The 15,422-nt window shown below is 68.9% G+C and carries 13 protein-coding genes; 9 read left to right on the top strand and 4 right to left on the bottom strand.

What is annotated here, in order from left to right:
* Window positions 1-65: 65 nt before the first annotated feature.
* The 3 genes from I6A60_RS22665 to I6A60_RS22675 form a co-directional block, all read right to left on the bottom strand.
* Window positions 66-758, bottom strand: a complete 693-nt coding sequence (locus tag I6A60_RS22665) for a TetR/AcrR family transcriptional regulator (protein WP_203018087.1) — start codon at window positions 756-758, stop codon at window positions 66-68.
* Window positions 755-1,579: an SDR family NAD(P)-dependent oxidoreductase gene (locus tag I6A60_RS22670; protein WP_203018085.1), complete on the bottom strand. Its 825-nt coding sequence runs from the start codon at window positions 1,577-1,579 to the stop codon at window positions 755-757. The genes I6A60_RS22665 and I6A60_RS22670 overlap by 4 nt, the downstream gene beginning before the upstream one ends.
* A 212-nt stretch (window positions 1,580-1,791) precedes the next feature.
* Window positions 1,792-3,438 (bottom strand): AMP-binding protein, encoded by a 1,647-nt coding sequence (locus I6A60_RS22675; protein WP_374113390.1) that lies wholly within the window; start codon window positions 3,436-3,438, stop codon window positions 1,792-1,794.
* A 325-nt stretch (window positions 3,439-3,763) separates the two neighbouring features.
* On the opposite strand from I6A60_RS22675, the gene I6A60_RS22680 reads away from it, so the two are divergent.
* Window positions 3,764-4,603, top strand: a complete 840-nt coding sequence (locus I6A60_RS22680; protein ID WP_238436001.1) for a LuxR C-terminal-related transcriptional regulator — start codon at window positions 3,764-3,766, stop codon at window positions 4,601-4,603.
* A gap of 83 nt (window positions 4,604-4,686) precedes the next feature.
* On the opposite strand, the gene I6A60_RS22685 is transcribed toward I6A60_RS22680, so the two are convergent.
* Window positions 4,687-5,526, bottom strand: coding sequence for an IclR family transcriptional regulator (locus I6A60_RS22685; protein ID WP_203018074.1), 840 nt, complete (start codon window positions 5,524-5,526; stop codon window positions 4,687-4,689).
* Window positions 5,527-5,611: 85 nt separating this feature from the next.
* Here I6A60_RS22685 and I6A60_RS22690 point away from each other — a divergent pair, with 85 nt between their 5' ends.
* From I6A60_RS22690 to I6A60_RS22725, 8 genes are all read left to right on the top strand, one after another.
* Window positions 5,612-6,559, top strand: a complete 948-nt coding sequence (locus I6A60_RS22690) for a TIGR03619 family F420-dependent LLM class oxidoreductase (protein WP_203018073.1) — start codon at window positions 5,612-5,614, stop codon at window positions 6,557-6,559.
* Window positions 6,538-7,116, top strand: a complete 579-nt coding sequence (locus tag I6A60_RS22695) for a nuclear transport factor 2 family protein (RefSeq protein WP_238436003.1) — start codon at window positions 6,538-6,540, stop codon at window positions 7,114-7,116. The genes I6A60_RS22690 and I6A60_RS22695 overlap by 22 nt, the downstream gene beginning before the upstream one ends.
* Window positions 7,117-7,194: 78 nt before the next feature.
* A complete protein-coding gene (locus I6A60_RS22700; RefSeq protein ID WP_203018069.1) occupies window positions 7,195-7,665 on the top strand; it encodes a Zn-ribbon domain-containing OB-fold protein in 471 nt (156 codons plus the stop codon).
* Window positions 7,655-8,938: an amidohydrolase family protein gene (locus tag I6A60_RS22705; RefSeq protein ID WP_203018053.1), complete on the top strand. Its 1,284-nt coding sequence runs from the start codon at window positions 7,655-7,657 to the stop codon at window positions 8,936-8,938. Before I6A60_RS22700 ends, I6A60_RS22705 begins: the two co-directional genes overlap by 11 nt.
* Before the next feature lie 3 nt (window positions 8,939-8,941).
* Window positions 8,942-11,353: a CaiB/BaiF CoA-transferase family protein gene (locus I6A60_RS22710; protein WP_203018042.1), complete on the top strand. Its 2,412-nt coding sequence runs from the start codon at window positions 8,942-8,944 to the stop codon at window positions 11,351-11,353.
* Between the two features lie 143 nt (window positions 11,354-11,496).
* Window positions 11,497-12,483 carry an alpha/beta hydrolase gene (locus tag I6A60_RS22715; protein WP_203018040.1) on the top strand — a complete coding sequence of 329 codons (987 nt, stop codon included), beginning with the start codon at window positions 11,497-11,499 and terminating at the stop codon, window positions 12,481-12,483.
* A gap of 553 nt (window positions 12,484-13,036) precedes the next feature.
* On the top strand, window positions 13,037-14,221 hold the full coding sequence (locus I6A60_RS22720; RefSeq protein ID WP_307873814.1) for an ABC transporter substrate-binding protein: 1,185 nt from the start codon (window positions 13,037-13,039) through the stop codon (window positions 14,219-14,221).
* Between the two features lie 280 nt (window positions 14,222-14,501).
* Complete coding sequence (locus I6A60_RS22725) at window positions 14,502-15,254, top strand: SDR family NAD(P)-dependent oxidoreductase (protein WP_203018036.1); 753 nt, start codon at window positions 14,502-14,504, stop codon at window positions 15,252-15,254.
* The last annotated feature ends 168 nt before the right edge of the window (window positions 15,255-15,422 follow it).

A 15,422-nucleotide genomic window follows, 5' to 3' on the forward strand; every position in this document is an offset into this window, starting at 1 on the left:
GGCCGAGCCAGGTGGCTCGCATCGTCGCCGGGTACAACCCCGCCGGGCTGAGGCCGGGCGCGTGATCATGGGGCGGCCTCCGGCTCGGCCAGGACCGACGGCCTTGGCTCGACGAGGAGAGGCCCGACCTCGCGGCGCAGACCGTCGATCACGAACCGGAGTTGGGTGACGAAGAGCTCGTCGACGTCGGATTCGACCGTCCCGACCACATGGCCCGACTGACGAGGAGCCGCCGTGTCACTCTCCGCCCGGGCCGCGCTTTCCGCGCAGGACTCGACGATGACGAACCCGTGCGTGAGCCACATCAACATCCGGCAGACTTGAGATACCTGCTCCGCGGCCAGCCCCGACGCGTGGAGAGCGCCCAGCAGCGGCTGAGCACACCGGGCCATGACCTCCCGGCCCAGGTTGCTGAGCAGAAGATGGCGGTCGGAGACGGACTTCAGCCGGTCCCGGTACCGGTACGCCCACTGTTCCGCCGAATCCATCCACGGGGATCCGGCCGGGACGTCCACCTCGATGTCGCCCAGCAGGCGTTCCGCGACGGCGTCGACCAAAGCCTGCTTGTCGCCGACCTTGGTGTAGAGCGGTATGGGCGAGACCCCGAGCCGCGCCGCGACCGCCCGCATGGTGAGAGCCTGAAAGCCCTCCTCGCGCAGGAGATCGATCGCCGCGTCGACCAGGTGATTCCGGTTGACGCGGGTTCGGGCAGCACTCGCGGCGGCCGGCGGCCGTCGCGCGGCCTGACGGTCGGTCATAGCGTCGGGGTCGCCTCCAAGATCTCGGTGAACCGCGTGCTCATCGGTTCGCGCATCTCGCCGCTGGTGATGACCCAGAAGCGATCTTGGTGGATCGCCTCGAGGACCGCGGCGGCGACCTGGTCTGCCGTCCGCGCGGCGGGCCCGGTAGACACGGCACGGACGATTTCACGCAGGCCCTCTCCCTCGACGGTGCGGTCTTCTCGTCCGAGCTGGTCGGGACGGTTGCGCTCGCTGTCGAGGATCCCGGTGGCCGTGCTCCCTGGGCACAGGACGCTGACACCGATCGGCGCACCAGCCATCGCCAGCTCCTGGCGGAGCGTCTCGGACAGGGCCAGGACACCCACCTTGCTGACGGCGTAGGGGCCGAGGCCAGCCAACCCGCTCATCAGCCCAGCGATCGACGACGTGTTCACGATGTGTGCGGGCTGTCCCAGGTCGAGCAACCTCGGGAGGAAGGTCCGGACGCCGTGCACCACGCCCCAGAGGTTGACTCCAAGGACCCAGTGCCAGTCCTCGAGGGCCTGGTTCGACACCGGGTTGAACGTCGAGACACCGGCGTTGTTGCAGACGACGTGGACCGCGCCGAAGTGCCGGAAGGCCTGGTCGGCCAGCCGATCGACAGCGTCCGGATCACTCACGTCGGTGACGACCGGCAGGACTTGGCCGCCTGCCGCGGCAGCGGCGGCGTTCAGGGCCCCCCGGTCCACATCGGCCAGCACCACGGCACACCCCGCGGCCACGAACGCCCGCCCGAGCGCCGCCCCGATCCCGCTCGCCCCGCCCGTGACGACCGCGACCTTGCCCTCTAACGTGTCCACGTCGCACCTCCCGTAACATCGTTATATTTACGTTATATCAGCGCTGCCGGCAGACCGGAAGGGCCGTCACGGCCGGGACAGGCGGCAGGCGCTGATCGGCTCACTGTGGGCGGCGTCCACTTCGCCCCCACGCATGGTCGGACTCGATATCGCGAACGGCAGACCGTGCTCGGCGGGGCGCGACCTCGCGATCTTTCCGACCTACGCCAGGTTCAGGCGTGGCGACTTTTGGCGATGTCGTGGAGGCTGAGAAGGCTGATGGCATCTTCGCGCATCTGGACTTTGCGGATCTTGCCGGTCACGGTCATCGGGAACTGGTCGACGATGTGCACGTAACGCGGGATCTTGTAGTGGGCGAGTTTTCCGGCGCAGAATTCGCGCAGGTCCCGGGCGGTCAGCGGTGTGGCGCCGTCGCGCATGCGAATCCAGGCCATGGTCTCCTCGCCGTATTTCGGGTCGGGCACGCCGATGACCTGGGCGTCGAGAATGTCAGGATGGGTGTAGAGAAATTCCTCGATCTCCCGCGGATAGATGTTCTCCCCGCCGCGGATCACCATGTCCTTGATACGCCCGGTGATGGTGACGTAGCCGTCCTCGTCCATCACCGCCAGGTCTCCGGTGTGCATCCAGCGTGCGGCGTCGATGGCCTCGGCGGTCTTGTCCGGCTGGTCCCAGTACCCCAGCATCACCGAGTACCCGCGCGTACACAGCTCCCCCGGCGTGCCAAGTGGAACGGTCAGCCCGGTCTCCGGGGCTACGATCTTTCCTTCCAGGTGCGGACCCACCCTGCCCACCGTGGACACCCGCCGCTCGATCGAGTCGTCGGCGCGGGTCTGCATGGACACCGGCGACGTCTCGGTCATGCCGTAGCAGATGGAGACCTCGGCGATGCCCATCCGCTCGATGACCTGCTTCATCACCTCGACCGGGCACGGCGAGCCGGCCATGATCCCGCTCCGCAGGGACGACAGGTCGAACGACTCGAAGTCGGGATCGGCGAGCTCGGCGATGAACATCGTCGGCACTCCGTACAACGACGTGCACCGCTCGGCCTGCACCGCGGCCAGGGTCGCCTTCGGCTCGAACGACGGTCCCGGGATCACGACGCATGCGCCGTGGCTGGTAGCCGCGAGGTTGCCCATGACCATTCCGAAGCAGTGATAGAAGGGCACCGGCACGCAGATGCGGTCCGCTTCGGTGTAGTCGCAGAGCTCGCCGACGAAAAACCCGTTGTTCAGGATGTTGTGGTGCGACAGCGTCGCGCCCTTGGGGAACCCGGTGGTGCCCGACGTGTATTGAATGTTGATCGGGTCGTCGGCGGACAGGTCGATCACGGCCAGCCGTGCCAGATCGCCGTCGTTGCGGCGCAACGAGTTCCAGTCCTCACCGCCAAGCAGCACGACCTGTTCCAGCGCCGGGCACCGCGGCCGGACGTCTGCGATCATGCCTGAGTAGTCGGAGGTCTTGAACGTCTCGGCCGCCACCAGCAGACGGACGCCGGCCTGGTTGAGCACGTACTCGAGCTCGTGGGAGCGGTAGGCGGGGTTGATGGTGACCAGAATGGCGCCGATCTTCGCTGTGGCGTACTGGGTCAGCATCCATTCCGCGCAGTTCGGCGCCCAGATCCCCACCCGGTCGCCATTGCCGATCCCGAGATCGAGTAAGCCGAGCGCGAGTGCGTCGACGTCGGCGCCCAGTTCGGCGTAGGTCCAGCGACCGCCGGTCGTCCGGTCGACCAGCGCGTCCCGTCCCCCGAAAGTCCGCACAGTCCGGTCCAGATTGGCCCCGATCGTGTCCCCCAGCAACGGGACATTCGAGATGCCCGACGAGTAACTCGGTACGGCTGGCTCCACGGGCACGGCTCCTCCGGAGACTTTCGGCGTCGTCATTGTTCGGGCATCGCTTTATACCGGCACCGCTCGATAGAATCCGCGTTCCGGGATTCGGCACCGGATAACTGTCAGCTAGGTTAGAGCCTCGACCTCGTCGCACCACATGGTCGACAGGACTCTCGGGCAGCTCGGCGCAGCGGTCGCGGCCCGCGAGTCATCGATCGCTCGCCTTCCTCATGTTCAGTGCAACCGCCGGTGCCCGCTACCCCCGGAAGTAGGTCCGCGGGCTGGTCCGCGGGCAGAGGTCCAGGTACGCTGCCGACCCGCAGCAGAGCACGGGAGGTTCGCCACCATGACCGCCCCTCACAGCCGCTCGACGGGGGAGGCCCTGCGCGCCGAATTACGACGGACGCAACGCCTGGCCGGAGTGCCCCTGGTCTTCGCAGGCACCATGTCGGGTGACCGGCTGATCCTGACCGACTTTCTCGGCACTCGCACAACCGCCATGCGGAACCTTCACGTAAGCGTCGGAACTGGTCTGGGCGGCCGGGTCGTCGCCCAACGACGCCCCGCCGCCGTCGAGGACTACCTCACCGCTCGCACGATCACCCACGACTACGACCGCCCAGTGCTGGTCGAAGGGATCTCCTCAATACTCGCCGTCCCGGTCCAGGTACAGGGCCGGTGCACGGCGGTGCTCTACGGAGCCGTCCGGGAACGCATGCCGCTCGGCGACCGGGCGCGTGAGGCCCTCCTGTCCGCCGGGGCACGCCTGTCGATGACCTTGTCCGTGCAGGCCGAGGTGGACAGCAGGCTCGCGATGGCCGAATCACGGCTGGGGCTGAAGGATCTCGCGGACCTTGAAGAGATCCGCGCCGTTCATGCCGAACTGCGTTCCATCGCCCCCGCCGTCACCGATCCCGAGCTACGACGCCGGCTCTGCGCCACCACTGACCGGCTCGCGCGGTTGGGTGCCCCGACGGCCGGAGCGCCCACCGTTCGCCTGTCACCGCGAGAGACCGACGTGCTGGCCCAGGTGGCACTCGGATACACGAACGCCACTGTCGCCGAGCGGCTCTCGCTCGCGCCGGAGACGGTCAAGGCCTATCTCTATGCGATCATGCGCAAACTTGACGCACGGACGCGCCACGAGGCCGTCGTGCATGCGCGACGACTACGGCTGCTGCCGTGACCGGCGAGGTGACCATGCCTCCAGAGATCGCGGGCGGTCACCTCTTCCTTCCCTGCATCGATGCTCGGCCCGCCGAACGGCGGCTACCCAGGCGCGACAGGCGTGCTGAGGCCGCCGAACGTGCCTCCGATCAACCCCATGACGTGGGTGGCGACGTCGACGACCCGACTGGCGACCCGCCGTAGCTCCCTTCCGCTGATGTCGCTGGGCAGGGCGGTCAGTGCGATGGAACAGGCAAACGTGCCGTCGGCGGCCCAGACAGGCGCACTGATACCGATCACCCGCAAGCAGGCAGACGTCAGGTCCGCGTCCGTCACCTCATGGGCTCCGCTGATCGCCTCGGCCCCAAGGGCGCTGACTGTGGCACTCCAGCCACGAGTACGAACGTCCACCAGTGCCACCCGCATCGACTCCCGCTCAGTCGAGGTGAGCGGTGGCGCAGCGTGGTCGAGCCACCGGGCGGCGGCCTCCTCGCCAGCCCACGCCACGTAGATCGGGCCGACCGGCGCGCGCAACGGCAGGGTCCCGCCGGCTTTCACCGTCAGCCCGTATGGGTGCGGCACCGGGCACGCCGCCGCGATGACGACGCTGTCGCCGTGGACAGTTCCGCCCATCGTGGTCGCCTGAAACTCGTCACGCAGCAGAGGCAGCTGCGTGGCCAAGATGTCGGTCAGCATGACCGCGTGGCTCGCTGCGCGACCCAGCCCGAGCAGTTGAGGACCGAGTCGGTAGCGCGGCCCGGGGTCGCGACGCACCGCAAGTCCCTCGTCGCACAGCGCGAGCAGTATGGCCTGGGCCGACGAGCGCGGTATTCCCACGGCCTGGGCGATCTCGGAGAGGGACCGATCGGTCTCGGGTGCGGCTGCCAGGACTTTGAGAACCTGGGCTGCCCGCTGAACGGACCGCGCGGGTTGGGTGGGCACGTGTTGACGCCTCCTCGGGATGCACCTTACGGTGTCTTGTGACGAAGATACTGTCTCTATATATAGACAGCGCAAGGGCTAACGCGTGACGGCCGGTCGGCCGCGGCTCGCGCTCGGCCTACCGGTCGCGACGTCCGTCTACGGAGCCGGGGAACAACACCGGATCGTCGACCTGGCCCGTGCGGCCGACGACGCGGGCATCGACACCGTCGTAGTGAGCGATCACGTGGTGATGGGAGAGCGCTTCGACCGTTACCCGTTCGGCACGTTCGCGTTCTCACCCGGCGAGCCTTGGCTGGAGCCGTTGACGACGCTCGCCCTGTTTGCCGGCGCGACGTCGCGGATACGCCTTTCGACCGGCATCCTGATCGCCGGGTTGCGACGAGGGCCGTTGCTCGCCAAGACGACGGCAACCCTCGATGCGCTCTCGGGCGGTCGACTTGAGCTCGGTGTTGGCACGGGCTGGCAGCCAGAGGAATACGAGACCATGGGTCTTGATTTCGAGCAGCGCGCCCAGATACTGGACGACACGGTTGCGAGCTGCCGGGCCCTCTGGGCAAGGGGTGGGTCGGCCGCCGTCGACCTGCCGACGATCAGCTTCAGTGGAATCTGGTGCGACCCGAAACCCGCGCAACAGGGCGGCCCGGCCGTGCTGTTCAGCGGCCCGCTCACGAAGCGCAACCTGCGACGCATCACCGAGCTGGGCGACGGCTGGATCCCGATCATGGGCGAGTCGGTGGCGGGCGTGGCCGCGGGGGTCGCGCGCATTCGGGAGGCCTGGACGGCGGCTGGCCGCACCGCGACCGCGCCGCGGGTCAGGCACACCCTCCCCCTCCGCTCCTCGGCTCCCGACGACGATCGGGCCAGCAGGGCCGACCTGAGCCTCGACCGAACCCTCGCCGGGGCAGCTGCCCTCGTCGAGGCCGGGGTCACGGAGGTCTCGGTGCCGATCGCGGCCTTTGTCACCGACCCTGACGAGGTCCACGGGTGGATCGCAAATCTCGGCCGCCGATGGGAAAGACAGTGGAGCTAACTGACGGGACGGCGCCCGAATGGCCCCGGGTGGTGGGTCGCTCGGTCGGGGACCTCGCCGATCGCCTCGCGCTGCGCGACCTCGCCGAGTCGTACGCCGCCGCCGTCGACAGTCGCGACGAGGGCCTGTTCGTCTCCCTCTTCACCTCGGACGCCGTGGTCCGGGTGTATCACTCAGACCGCGAGGGGGAAGTCGCCCGTTTCGAGCGCGCTCGCGAACTGCCTCTCCTGGTCCAGGCGCTCTCAGGCCGCTACCCGGCCACCCTGCACCTCGTCGGCAACCACCGGGCACAGGTCGTCGCCGACAGCGCGGTCGCCGAGACCTACTGCCTCGCGCATCACCTGCACCGCGGCACCGACGGCGCTCCCCAGGACCTTCAGATGCTCGTGCGCTACGCGGACAGCTGCGTCCGAGGGTCCGACGGCCTCTGGCGGTTCCGGGAGCGGGTCGTCACGGCGGTCTGGCATTCGTCGCACCCAGCCCGTCACAGCGCGCTCGACCGCCAGCAGGCGGGGACATCCGAGGCAGAAGACCGGCGAGCTGGGCGGGGCCGGTAGCCAGATCGCAGATCGCGCAGAGGCACCTGCGGCCGGCAGGTATAGATGCATGCGCATGATTTCAGTAAGGTGGGTTACATGGACGACCCAGGTGGGAGGCCGTTGGCGGTGCCGCGGCTGGCTACGGCATCAGCGGTGGCGACGGGCGCGGCGAGTGCCCCGTTCTGGGCGGGGTGCGACGCGGGCGAGCTGCGCTTCCAGCGCTGTCGCGCCTGCGGCCGTGCTGACCTGCCACCGGCCGAACACTGCCGCGAGTGCCTGTCGGGCGATCAGGCCTGGGAGGCTTCCGCCGGGCTCGGCACGGTCTACTCGTGGACGGTGGTGCACCGACCAGTCACCCCCGACTTCGCCGCGCCCTACGCCCCGGTGATCGTCGAGCTCGACGAGGGCCCGCTGCTGGTGACCAACCTCGTCGGCTGCCCGCCCGCGCGGCTGCGGGTGGGCCTGCGGGTCGCCGTCCTCTTCCACCGCGCCGGCGCCGGCCCCGCGCTGCCCTACGTCCACCCGGTCACCCACGCCATCCCGGACGGGAGCACCCGTGAAGCCTGACGACCTGATCCTCATAAGCGTCGATGACCACATCGCCGAACCGGCCACCATGTTCGACGCCCACGTGCCAGCGAAGTTCCGCGATCAGGCGCCCCGCGTGGTCGACGAACCCGACGGGACGCAGCAGTGGTACTACGGCGCGCTGCGCGGCCGGAACCTGGGCCTGAACGCGGTAGCGGGCAAGCCGCCGGAGATGTTCAACATCGACGCCAGCCGCTATGACCAGATGAGGCCTGGCTGCTACGACGTCCACGAGCGGGTCCAGGACATGTCCGCCGGCGGCCAGCTAGCGGGCTTGAACTTCCCCAACTGGACCGGCTTCTCCGGCCAGGTCCTCAACCAGGGCCCGGACCGCGACGTGAACCTGGTCATGATCAAGGCGTACAACGACTGGCACGTGGACGAGTGGTGCGGTGCCTACCCGGACCGGTTCATCCCCTGCGGGATCCTGCCGCTGTTCGACGCTGACGAGGCGGCGGCCGAGATCCGCAGGCTCGCGGACAAGGGCTGCCACGCGGTCACGTTCTCGGAGAACCCCGAGGCGCTGGGGATGCCGAGCATTCACACCGACTACTGGTACCCGCTGTTCCGAGCTGCCTGCGATGCCGGAACCGTGCTGTGCCTGCATGTCGGCTCGTCGTCCCGGACGCCGCTGTACTCCTCGGACGCGCCACCGAGCGTCAACCTGGCGGGCTCGTCGATGATGTCGATCTACTCGATGGTCGAGCTGGTATGGGCGCGATTCTGGGCGGACTTCCCGGATCTGCGGTTCTCGCTGACCGAGGGCGACATCGGCTGGATTCCTTATTTCCTGTGGCGCTGCGAGCACGTCCAGCGCCGCCATTCGGGCTGGACGCAGGCGACCTTCCCCGACGGCGTCACCGGTCCGGCCGACCTCTTCCGCCGGCACATCCTGACCTGCTTCATCTCCGACCGGGTCGGCCCACACCTCCTCGACTGGTTCGAGCTCGACAACGTCTGCTGGGAGTCCGACTTCCCGCATTCCGACTCGAGCTGGCCGAACGCCCCCGAGGATGTCATCGCCAACCTCGGCCACCTGGCCGACGCGACCATCGACAAGATCACCCATGAGAACGCGTTGCGTCACTACCAGTTCGACCCGTTCGCGACCCGGCCCCGAGAGCAGTGCACCGCCGGGGCGCTGCGCGCCGAAGCGACCGGCGTCGACGTCGTCACCCGCGTCGGCCGGGCCGCGGACGAACGCGACCTCGCCTCCTGGAAGCGGATGACCTCGCACGCCGGGCGGGCTTGACCGATGGCCGCATTCCCTCTCGATGGCATCCGCGTCCTGGAACTGGCGACGGGGATCGCCGGGCCCTACTGCGGCAAGTTGTTCGCCGACGCCGGCGCCGATGTCGTCAAGCTCGAAGGCCCGGGTGGCGACCCGACCCGGGCCTGGTCGGCGTCCGGCGTGCACGCTGACGGCGACGGGGCGCTCTTCAGATTCCTGAACACGTCGAAACGCTCCGTAGCCGCCGGCATCGACAGCCCGCTCGGCCGGGCGCTGGTCGCCGCCGCTGACGTCATCGTCGTCGGCGGAGACCTCGCCGCGCAGCCCACTGGCCCCCAGCTCGCCTTCGTACGTCGGCTGGCGGCGGACGGTCCGCGCGCCGTCGTGCTCGCGATCAGCCCCTGGGGGCTCGCCGGGCCGTGGCCGGACGAGCACCGCCCGGCGAGCGAGTTCCTCCTACAGGCGCTGTGCGGGTCGATCGCGTGGCGCGGTGAGCCCGCTGGTCCCCCGCTGCAGGCCGGCGGCCGGCTTGGCGAGTGGGCCTCCGGCGCCTATGCCGCCGTCGTCGGACTCGCCGCGCTGCGTGGCGCCCGCCGCGACGGCACCGGCGAGATCGCCGACATCTCCATGCTCGAATGCATGGCAATCATGATGGGTGGGTTGTCGGTTGTCGGGCCGACCATCATGGGCCGCGGGCCGGGTGTGCCCGGGTCGGCGGGGCGGATTCCCGAGCTACCGTCGATCGAGCCAACCAAAGATGGCGGACTCGTCGGCTTCTGCACCATCACAGCTCAGCAGTTCCAGGACTTCCTCGTTCTCATCGACCGTCCCGACCTGCTCGACGACACAGACCTGCTCAGGCAGGCCTCCCGCCACGCACGCCGCGAGGAGTTCCTCGCCGCCGTGCATGCCTGGACCACCCAGCGCACCACCGCCGAGATCGTCGAGACTGCCGCCGCGCTGCGCATCCCAGTGACTCCAGTCGGCACCCCCGAGACGGTGACGACGATCGACCAGTTCACGGCCCGCGGTGTGTTCGTCCCCAACCCTTCTGGCGGCTTCCTACAGCCCCGGGTGCCTTACCGGGTTGGGGAGTTCACCGGCAGGCCGTTCATGCCCGCGCCCGCGCTCGGCGAGCACGACGACGCTGTCGACTGGGCGCCCCGGCCCGCCGGCCCGCCCGCGCCCTCTGGGCCTCGACCGCTGCCGCTCGACGGGCTGCGGGTCGTCGACCTCACCGCGTTCTGGGCCGGGCCCTCCGCGACGACGCTGCTCGGTGCGCTCGGCGCTGACGTCATCAAGATCGAGGGCGTGACTCGTCCGGACGGAATGCGCTTCTCCGGCGGCAAGCCACCGACCGAGGCGGACTGGTGGGAATGGGGCACCATGTTCCTCGCGACCAACGCCAACAAGCGGGCCATCAGCCTGGAACTGTCGCCCTCCCGCCCCGAGGGGCTGGAGCTCGCCCGCCGGCTGCTCGCCGCGAGCGACGTCGTGATCGAGAACTTCTCGCCCCGGGTGCTGACCAACCTGGGCCTCGACTGGGACGCGGTGCAGGGCGCCAACCCCGCCGCCGTGCTCACCCGGATGCCCGCGTTCGGCCTCGACGGGCCCTGGCGTGACCGCACTGGGTTCGCCCAGACCATGGAGCAGGCCTCGGGCCTTGCCTGGCTTACCGGCACCGCCGACGGCCCGCCGCTCATCCCACGTGGCCCATGCGACCCGATCGCCGGCCTGCACGCCGCGTTCGCCACCCTCGTCGCCCTGACCGAACGTGACCGCACCGGACGCGGCAGCCTCGTCGAGGCCACCATGGTCGAGGCCGTACTCAACGTGGCCGCCGAACTCACCGTCGAATACACCGACCACGGCGCCGCGTTGCGCCGGGACGGCAACCGTGGTCCTCTCGCCGCCCCGCAGGGGGTCTACCCCTGCGCCGGCGACGACGGCTGGGTCTCGCTCGCCGTAACCGATGACACCCAGTGGCCGGCGCTGTGCGCGCTACTCGGTCGGGCCGACCTGGTCGCCGACGCCCGGCTCGGCAGCGCGGCGCGCCGGCGGGAGCGGGCCGACCAGATCGACGCGGCGATCCGGGCCTGGACCACAAGGCGGGAGAAGACCGAAGCGGCGACGGCGCTTGCCGCGGCCGGGATCCCCGCCGCGCCGGTCACCCCGGCCGCCGACCTGCTCGACAACCCGCAGCTGGCCGCCCGCGGCTTCTTCGAACCACTCGCCCATTCCGTCGTAGGCAAGCATCCGATGCCTGGCGTCGCCTTCCGCCTGGCCAGCTACGACGGCCAGCTGTTACGGCGTCCGGCGCCCACCTTCGGCCAGCACAACGACGAGGTCTACGGCGACCTGCTGGGCTTCGGGGCCGACGAGATCGACGGATGGCGCGAGAGAAACCTGATCAGCGACCGGCCGGCCGGTGTCTGACCCAGCCGCTGCGCCCGCGCGGCGATGTTGGTCCCGGCCTCTCCCTGCTCCGTCGACGCCGGCCTGATCTTCAGCGACACGATCTACAACCAGCTACTTCGCCCCAACGTCGACGGGGCGACCCGACCGCAAGGAGACCGACCATGGCCCCACCCGACAACCTGCCGGCGCTTGCTGTGCCGGCGCGTGAGATCCCGGTCCCGACGTCCGTGAGTCCGCAAGCGCGGGCCGTGCTGGCGATGGGGCCGATGGACATGGGTGAGTACCCCGCCCAGAATGACGCCGACGCATGGCGGGCGATGATCAAAGCCGCGGATGACGCGGTCCTGTCCATGCTGCTCGCGCAGGCGTCGGGACTCCCGTCCGACGTGCAGGAGATCGACGTCGCCGGGGTTCGGATATACACGATCAGACCCCAGGACCTGCCCGCCGACGACCGGCGCGTATTCCTCGACGTACACGGCGGCGCCCTGGTCATGGGTGGTGGCGAGTGCTGCCGGCTCACCGGCGCCGGTACCGCCGCGCGCGTCGGCGCGACCGTTTGGGCGGTCGACTACCGGATGCCCCCCGACCATCCGTACCCGGCGGCGCTGGACGACTGCGTCGCCGCCTACCGCGCACTCCTGGAGGATCATCGACCGGATGAGATCATCGTGGGTGGGGCATCGGCCGGCGGCAACCTGGCCGCCGCGCTCATTCTGAGAGCGCGCGACGAGGGACTGCCGTTGCCAGCGGCCGCGGTGCTGAATACGCCGGAAGTCGACCTCACAGAGTCGGGAGACACCTTCCAGACCAACCTCGGCGTCGACACCGTCCTCACCCGCAGCGCGATGCCCGCCAGCCTCCTCTATGCCGCCGGGCACGATCTCGCCGACCCCTACCTGTCGCCCTTGTTCGGCGACCTCTCCAAAGGCTTTCCACCCACGCTGCTCGCCAGCGGGACACGCGACCTGCTTCTTTCGAACACAGTGCGCATGCACCGGGCCCTACGCAAGGCGGGCGTGCCAGCCGACCTGCACGTGCTCGAGGCCGCGCCGCACGCCGCCTTTTTCGGAACCGCGCCCGAAGACGGGGAGCTTGACCGCGAGGTCCGCCGCTTCGTCGATGCCCACTGGGGCACGCTGGCTTGACGGAGAGGTGGCTTTCTCTGCTGCTCCCGCTCCAGGGGATCGAGATCGACGGCGCCCTAGCCGGCGTCGCGAAACTGTCGTAACGATTGCCCCGGCCCGTCGATGACCTGCTCGTACTCACCGGGCTGACGGGTGCTGACTGACTGTCCCTCTCGATGGCTGCCTTGGCCATCGCGTGCTCATGGACCCGGACTTTTGGGCCGTCGATGCGCTGCCAAACATGGCGGGCGCTCGGTCCGGGGCGGCTCAGACCAAGACATAGACGATCTGCGCGCTCCGCCGCGCGCCAGAAGGCATTGCGGCCCTCGACATCGTCGCCATGACCTCGCCCGTCGCTCGGAACACTTCATTTTGAACGTCCTGGTCTGGAGGCAAAGTCATGTACCGATTAAGAACCCTGACGGCAATTACCGCCGTCGGAGCATTGTTGGCAGTCGCGGCCTGTGGGAGTGGTGGTTCGGGGGGTGGTAGCGGGCCGAAGCCCGCCACGGCCATACCCGCGTCCGCATTCAAAGCGAGGCCGATCGACACCTGGGATAACGCCGGGGTCACCGTGGACCCGGCAACGCTGAAGTGTTCGGGCAAGGCGCCGAACCCGACCCGTGGCATCACGGACACGTCGGTGAAGGTCGGTGGCCTGGGGTATCTGACAAGCCCGAGCGGCAGCTCGATGGCTGGCTCGGACGTCGGAGCGATGGTCCGGTTCCAGCGGGCGAACGACACGGGCGGGGTGAACGGCCGGAAGATAGATTTCATCGGCATGAAGGACGACGGTGGGGACCCGGGGATCGACGCCACCCAAGCCCATATCCTCGCCCAGCAGGACCAGGTGTTCGCGGTGGTGCCGCTGCTTTCGGGTTCGGCCAACTATCTCGACACCTTCTGCAGGGAGATCGTTCCCTTCTTCGGCTGGGCTACCAACGACGGCTTCTGCAAGAACGCCATCGGCTTCGGCTTCTCCGGCTGCCTGACACCGGATCCGGACCCGAGCAAGCGGATCGACTCGACCACCTGGGGGATGCTGATGCGGTCCCTGTTCAAGGAGGCCACAAGCAAGACCATTGCCGTCGTCGGCCAGGACATCGACTCCTCCCGCATCGGCGTCAAGGGCACCGCCCACCTGGCAACGCTCAGCGGTGACAAGGTCGTCTACCAGGAGTCACCGATCCCGGCCACCGGGTTGACCGACCCGACTCCCGTCGTCAACGCGCTCATGACGTCGAACCACGGTCAGCCGCCGGATGTCATCACCGTCGCGCTCGATTTCACGACAACAGTGAAGCTGACGGAGGCCCTGCGGGCCGCCGGGTTCAAGGGCATTTTCATCAGCACCGCCACCTACGATCCCCGGTTGACGTCCTTCGCAGCCCTCGACGGCACCCAGACCCTCCTGCAGTTCGCGCCGACCGAGGCAGCTACACCGGGTATCGCCCAGCTCAAGGCCGACTTCGCCAAGTACGCCCCGAAGCAGGTCCTCAGCCTGTCCGCGCTGGCCGGGTACTGGTCCGCCGACCTCTTCCTGAGCGTGCTGGCGAAGACCGGGAGAAACCTCACCGTCGACTCCTTCCTCAACAGCGCCAACAGCGGCTTCACGCACAGCGTGGAGGGAGCTCTGCCGGAGACCCAGTGGCCTCTCAACCACGTCGTCAGCGTTCCGTGCGCGGCGCTGGTGGAACTCAAGGACAAGAAATATGTCGAGACGGTGAAGGCATCGTGTGCAAGCCTGATCAAACCCTGAGAAGGGCCAGCGCATGAGCCTGGACAAGTAGCGCGGGAAGGATGACCGGCCGGAGGTCCGCCGGGGGATCTCCGGTGTCTGTGGGAGGTCGCGGCCGGCGCGGACGTTGGCGACGGGCCTGGGCGCGTTCCTGTTCGCCGAGATCGGCGGAATGAGTAGGCAGGCGAGTTTCCGGACGCGCGCTGGGCGGCTTTACCGGATTTGATGGAGCAGTTTGATGTTTTGAGCGCTGCTTGCCTCGACGCGGGGCGGAGCCCGGGAAGTGGAAGGAGAGATGTAGATGGGAATCCTCGACGGCAGGGTGGCGATTGTGACCGGAGCCGGCCGCGGGATCGGACGCGGGATCGCGCTGGCGCTCGGGTCGGAAGGTGCCTCTGTCACGGTGGTGGACCTGGACGCCGACAACGCCGAACGGGTGGCCAAAGAAGTCACCGCGCGCGGCACCCAGGCCTTCGGCTACCCCTGCGACATCCGCGACTCCCAGCAGGTGGACGCCTGCGTGACGGCGGTCGTCGAACGGTTCGGTGGTCTGGACATCCTCGTCAACAATGCGATGGCGTCACGGTCAGGGGTGCCCCTGGAAGAAGCCACTGACCAGGATCTTGCCTTGGCTCTGGAAACCGGGCCAGGCGCGACACTGGCCTTCATGCGCGCCGCCTTCCCACACCTGAAGGGCGACGGACGGATCATCAACCTCCGCTCCGGATCGGAACTACAGGGCCTACCCGGTTTCGGCACATACATCGCTGGGAAAGCGGCCGTCGGCGGCCTCACCAAAGCCGCCGCCCGGGAATGGGGGCAGCACGGCATCACCGTCAACGCCATCGCCCCGTTCGCCACATCCGAGAGCATGCGTCAATTCTTCGACCAGCATCCGACAGAACTCGAGCAGGTCGTCGCCGGCCTGTCGGTCAAACGGGTCGGCGACCCCGAGAACGACATCGGCCGAGCAGCGGTCTACCTCGCCGGCCCGGATGCCGGCTACGTCACCGGGCTCACCCTGCACGTCGACGGCGGCGGCTCGTTCGAGTAGGCCCCACCCGGCTCGAACACAGGGCCGCCGCTCCGCACCGGAAAACCATCGGAAGAGCCGCGGGGGGGGGGGGGGGGGGCGGGGGGGGGGGCGCGGCCGCCGTCAACGCGGCCGCCGCGGCGGTGGCCAGCGGCCAGGCGGAGTGCGTCGCGGTCTACCGCTCGCTCA

Origin of the sequence: Frankia sp. AgB1.9 (genome assembly GCF_016786355.1) — a bacterium.
Lineage (GTDB): Bacteria > Actinomycetota > Actinomycetes > Frankiales > Frankiaceae > Pseudofrankia.

Bases quoted from the DNA above. Each gene is read 5' to 3' on its own strand.
- I6A60_RS22665 (WP_203018087.1), bottom strand. From the start codon at position 758: ATGACCGACCGTCAGGCCGCGCGACGGCCGCCGGCCGCCGCGAGTGCT.
- I6A60_RS22680 (WP_238436001.1), top strand. From the start codon at position 3,764: ATGACCGCCCCTCACAGCCGCTCGACGGGGGAGGCCCTGCGCGCCGAA.
- I6A60_RS22695 (WP_238436003.1), top strand. From the start codon at position 6,538: ATGGGAAAGACAGTGGAGCTAACTGACGGGACGGCGCCCGAATGGCCC.
- I6A60_RS22700 (WP_203018069.1), top strand. From the start codon at position 7,195: ATGGACGACCCAGGTGGGAGGCCGTTGGCGGTGCCGCGGCTGGCTACG.
- I6A60_RS22710 (WP_203018042.1), top strand. From the start codon at position 8,942: ATGGCCGCATTCCCTCTCGATGGCATCCGCGTCCTGGAACTGGCGACG.
- I6A60_RS22715 (WP_203018040.1), top strand. From the start codon at position 11,497: ATGGCCCCACCCGACAACCTGCCGGCGCTTGCTGTGCCGGCGCGTGAG.
- I6A60_RS22725 (WP_203018036.1), top strand. From the start codon at position 14,502: ATGGGAATCCTCGACGGCAGGGTGGCGATTGTGACCGGAGCCGGCCGC.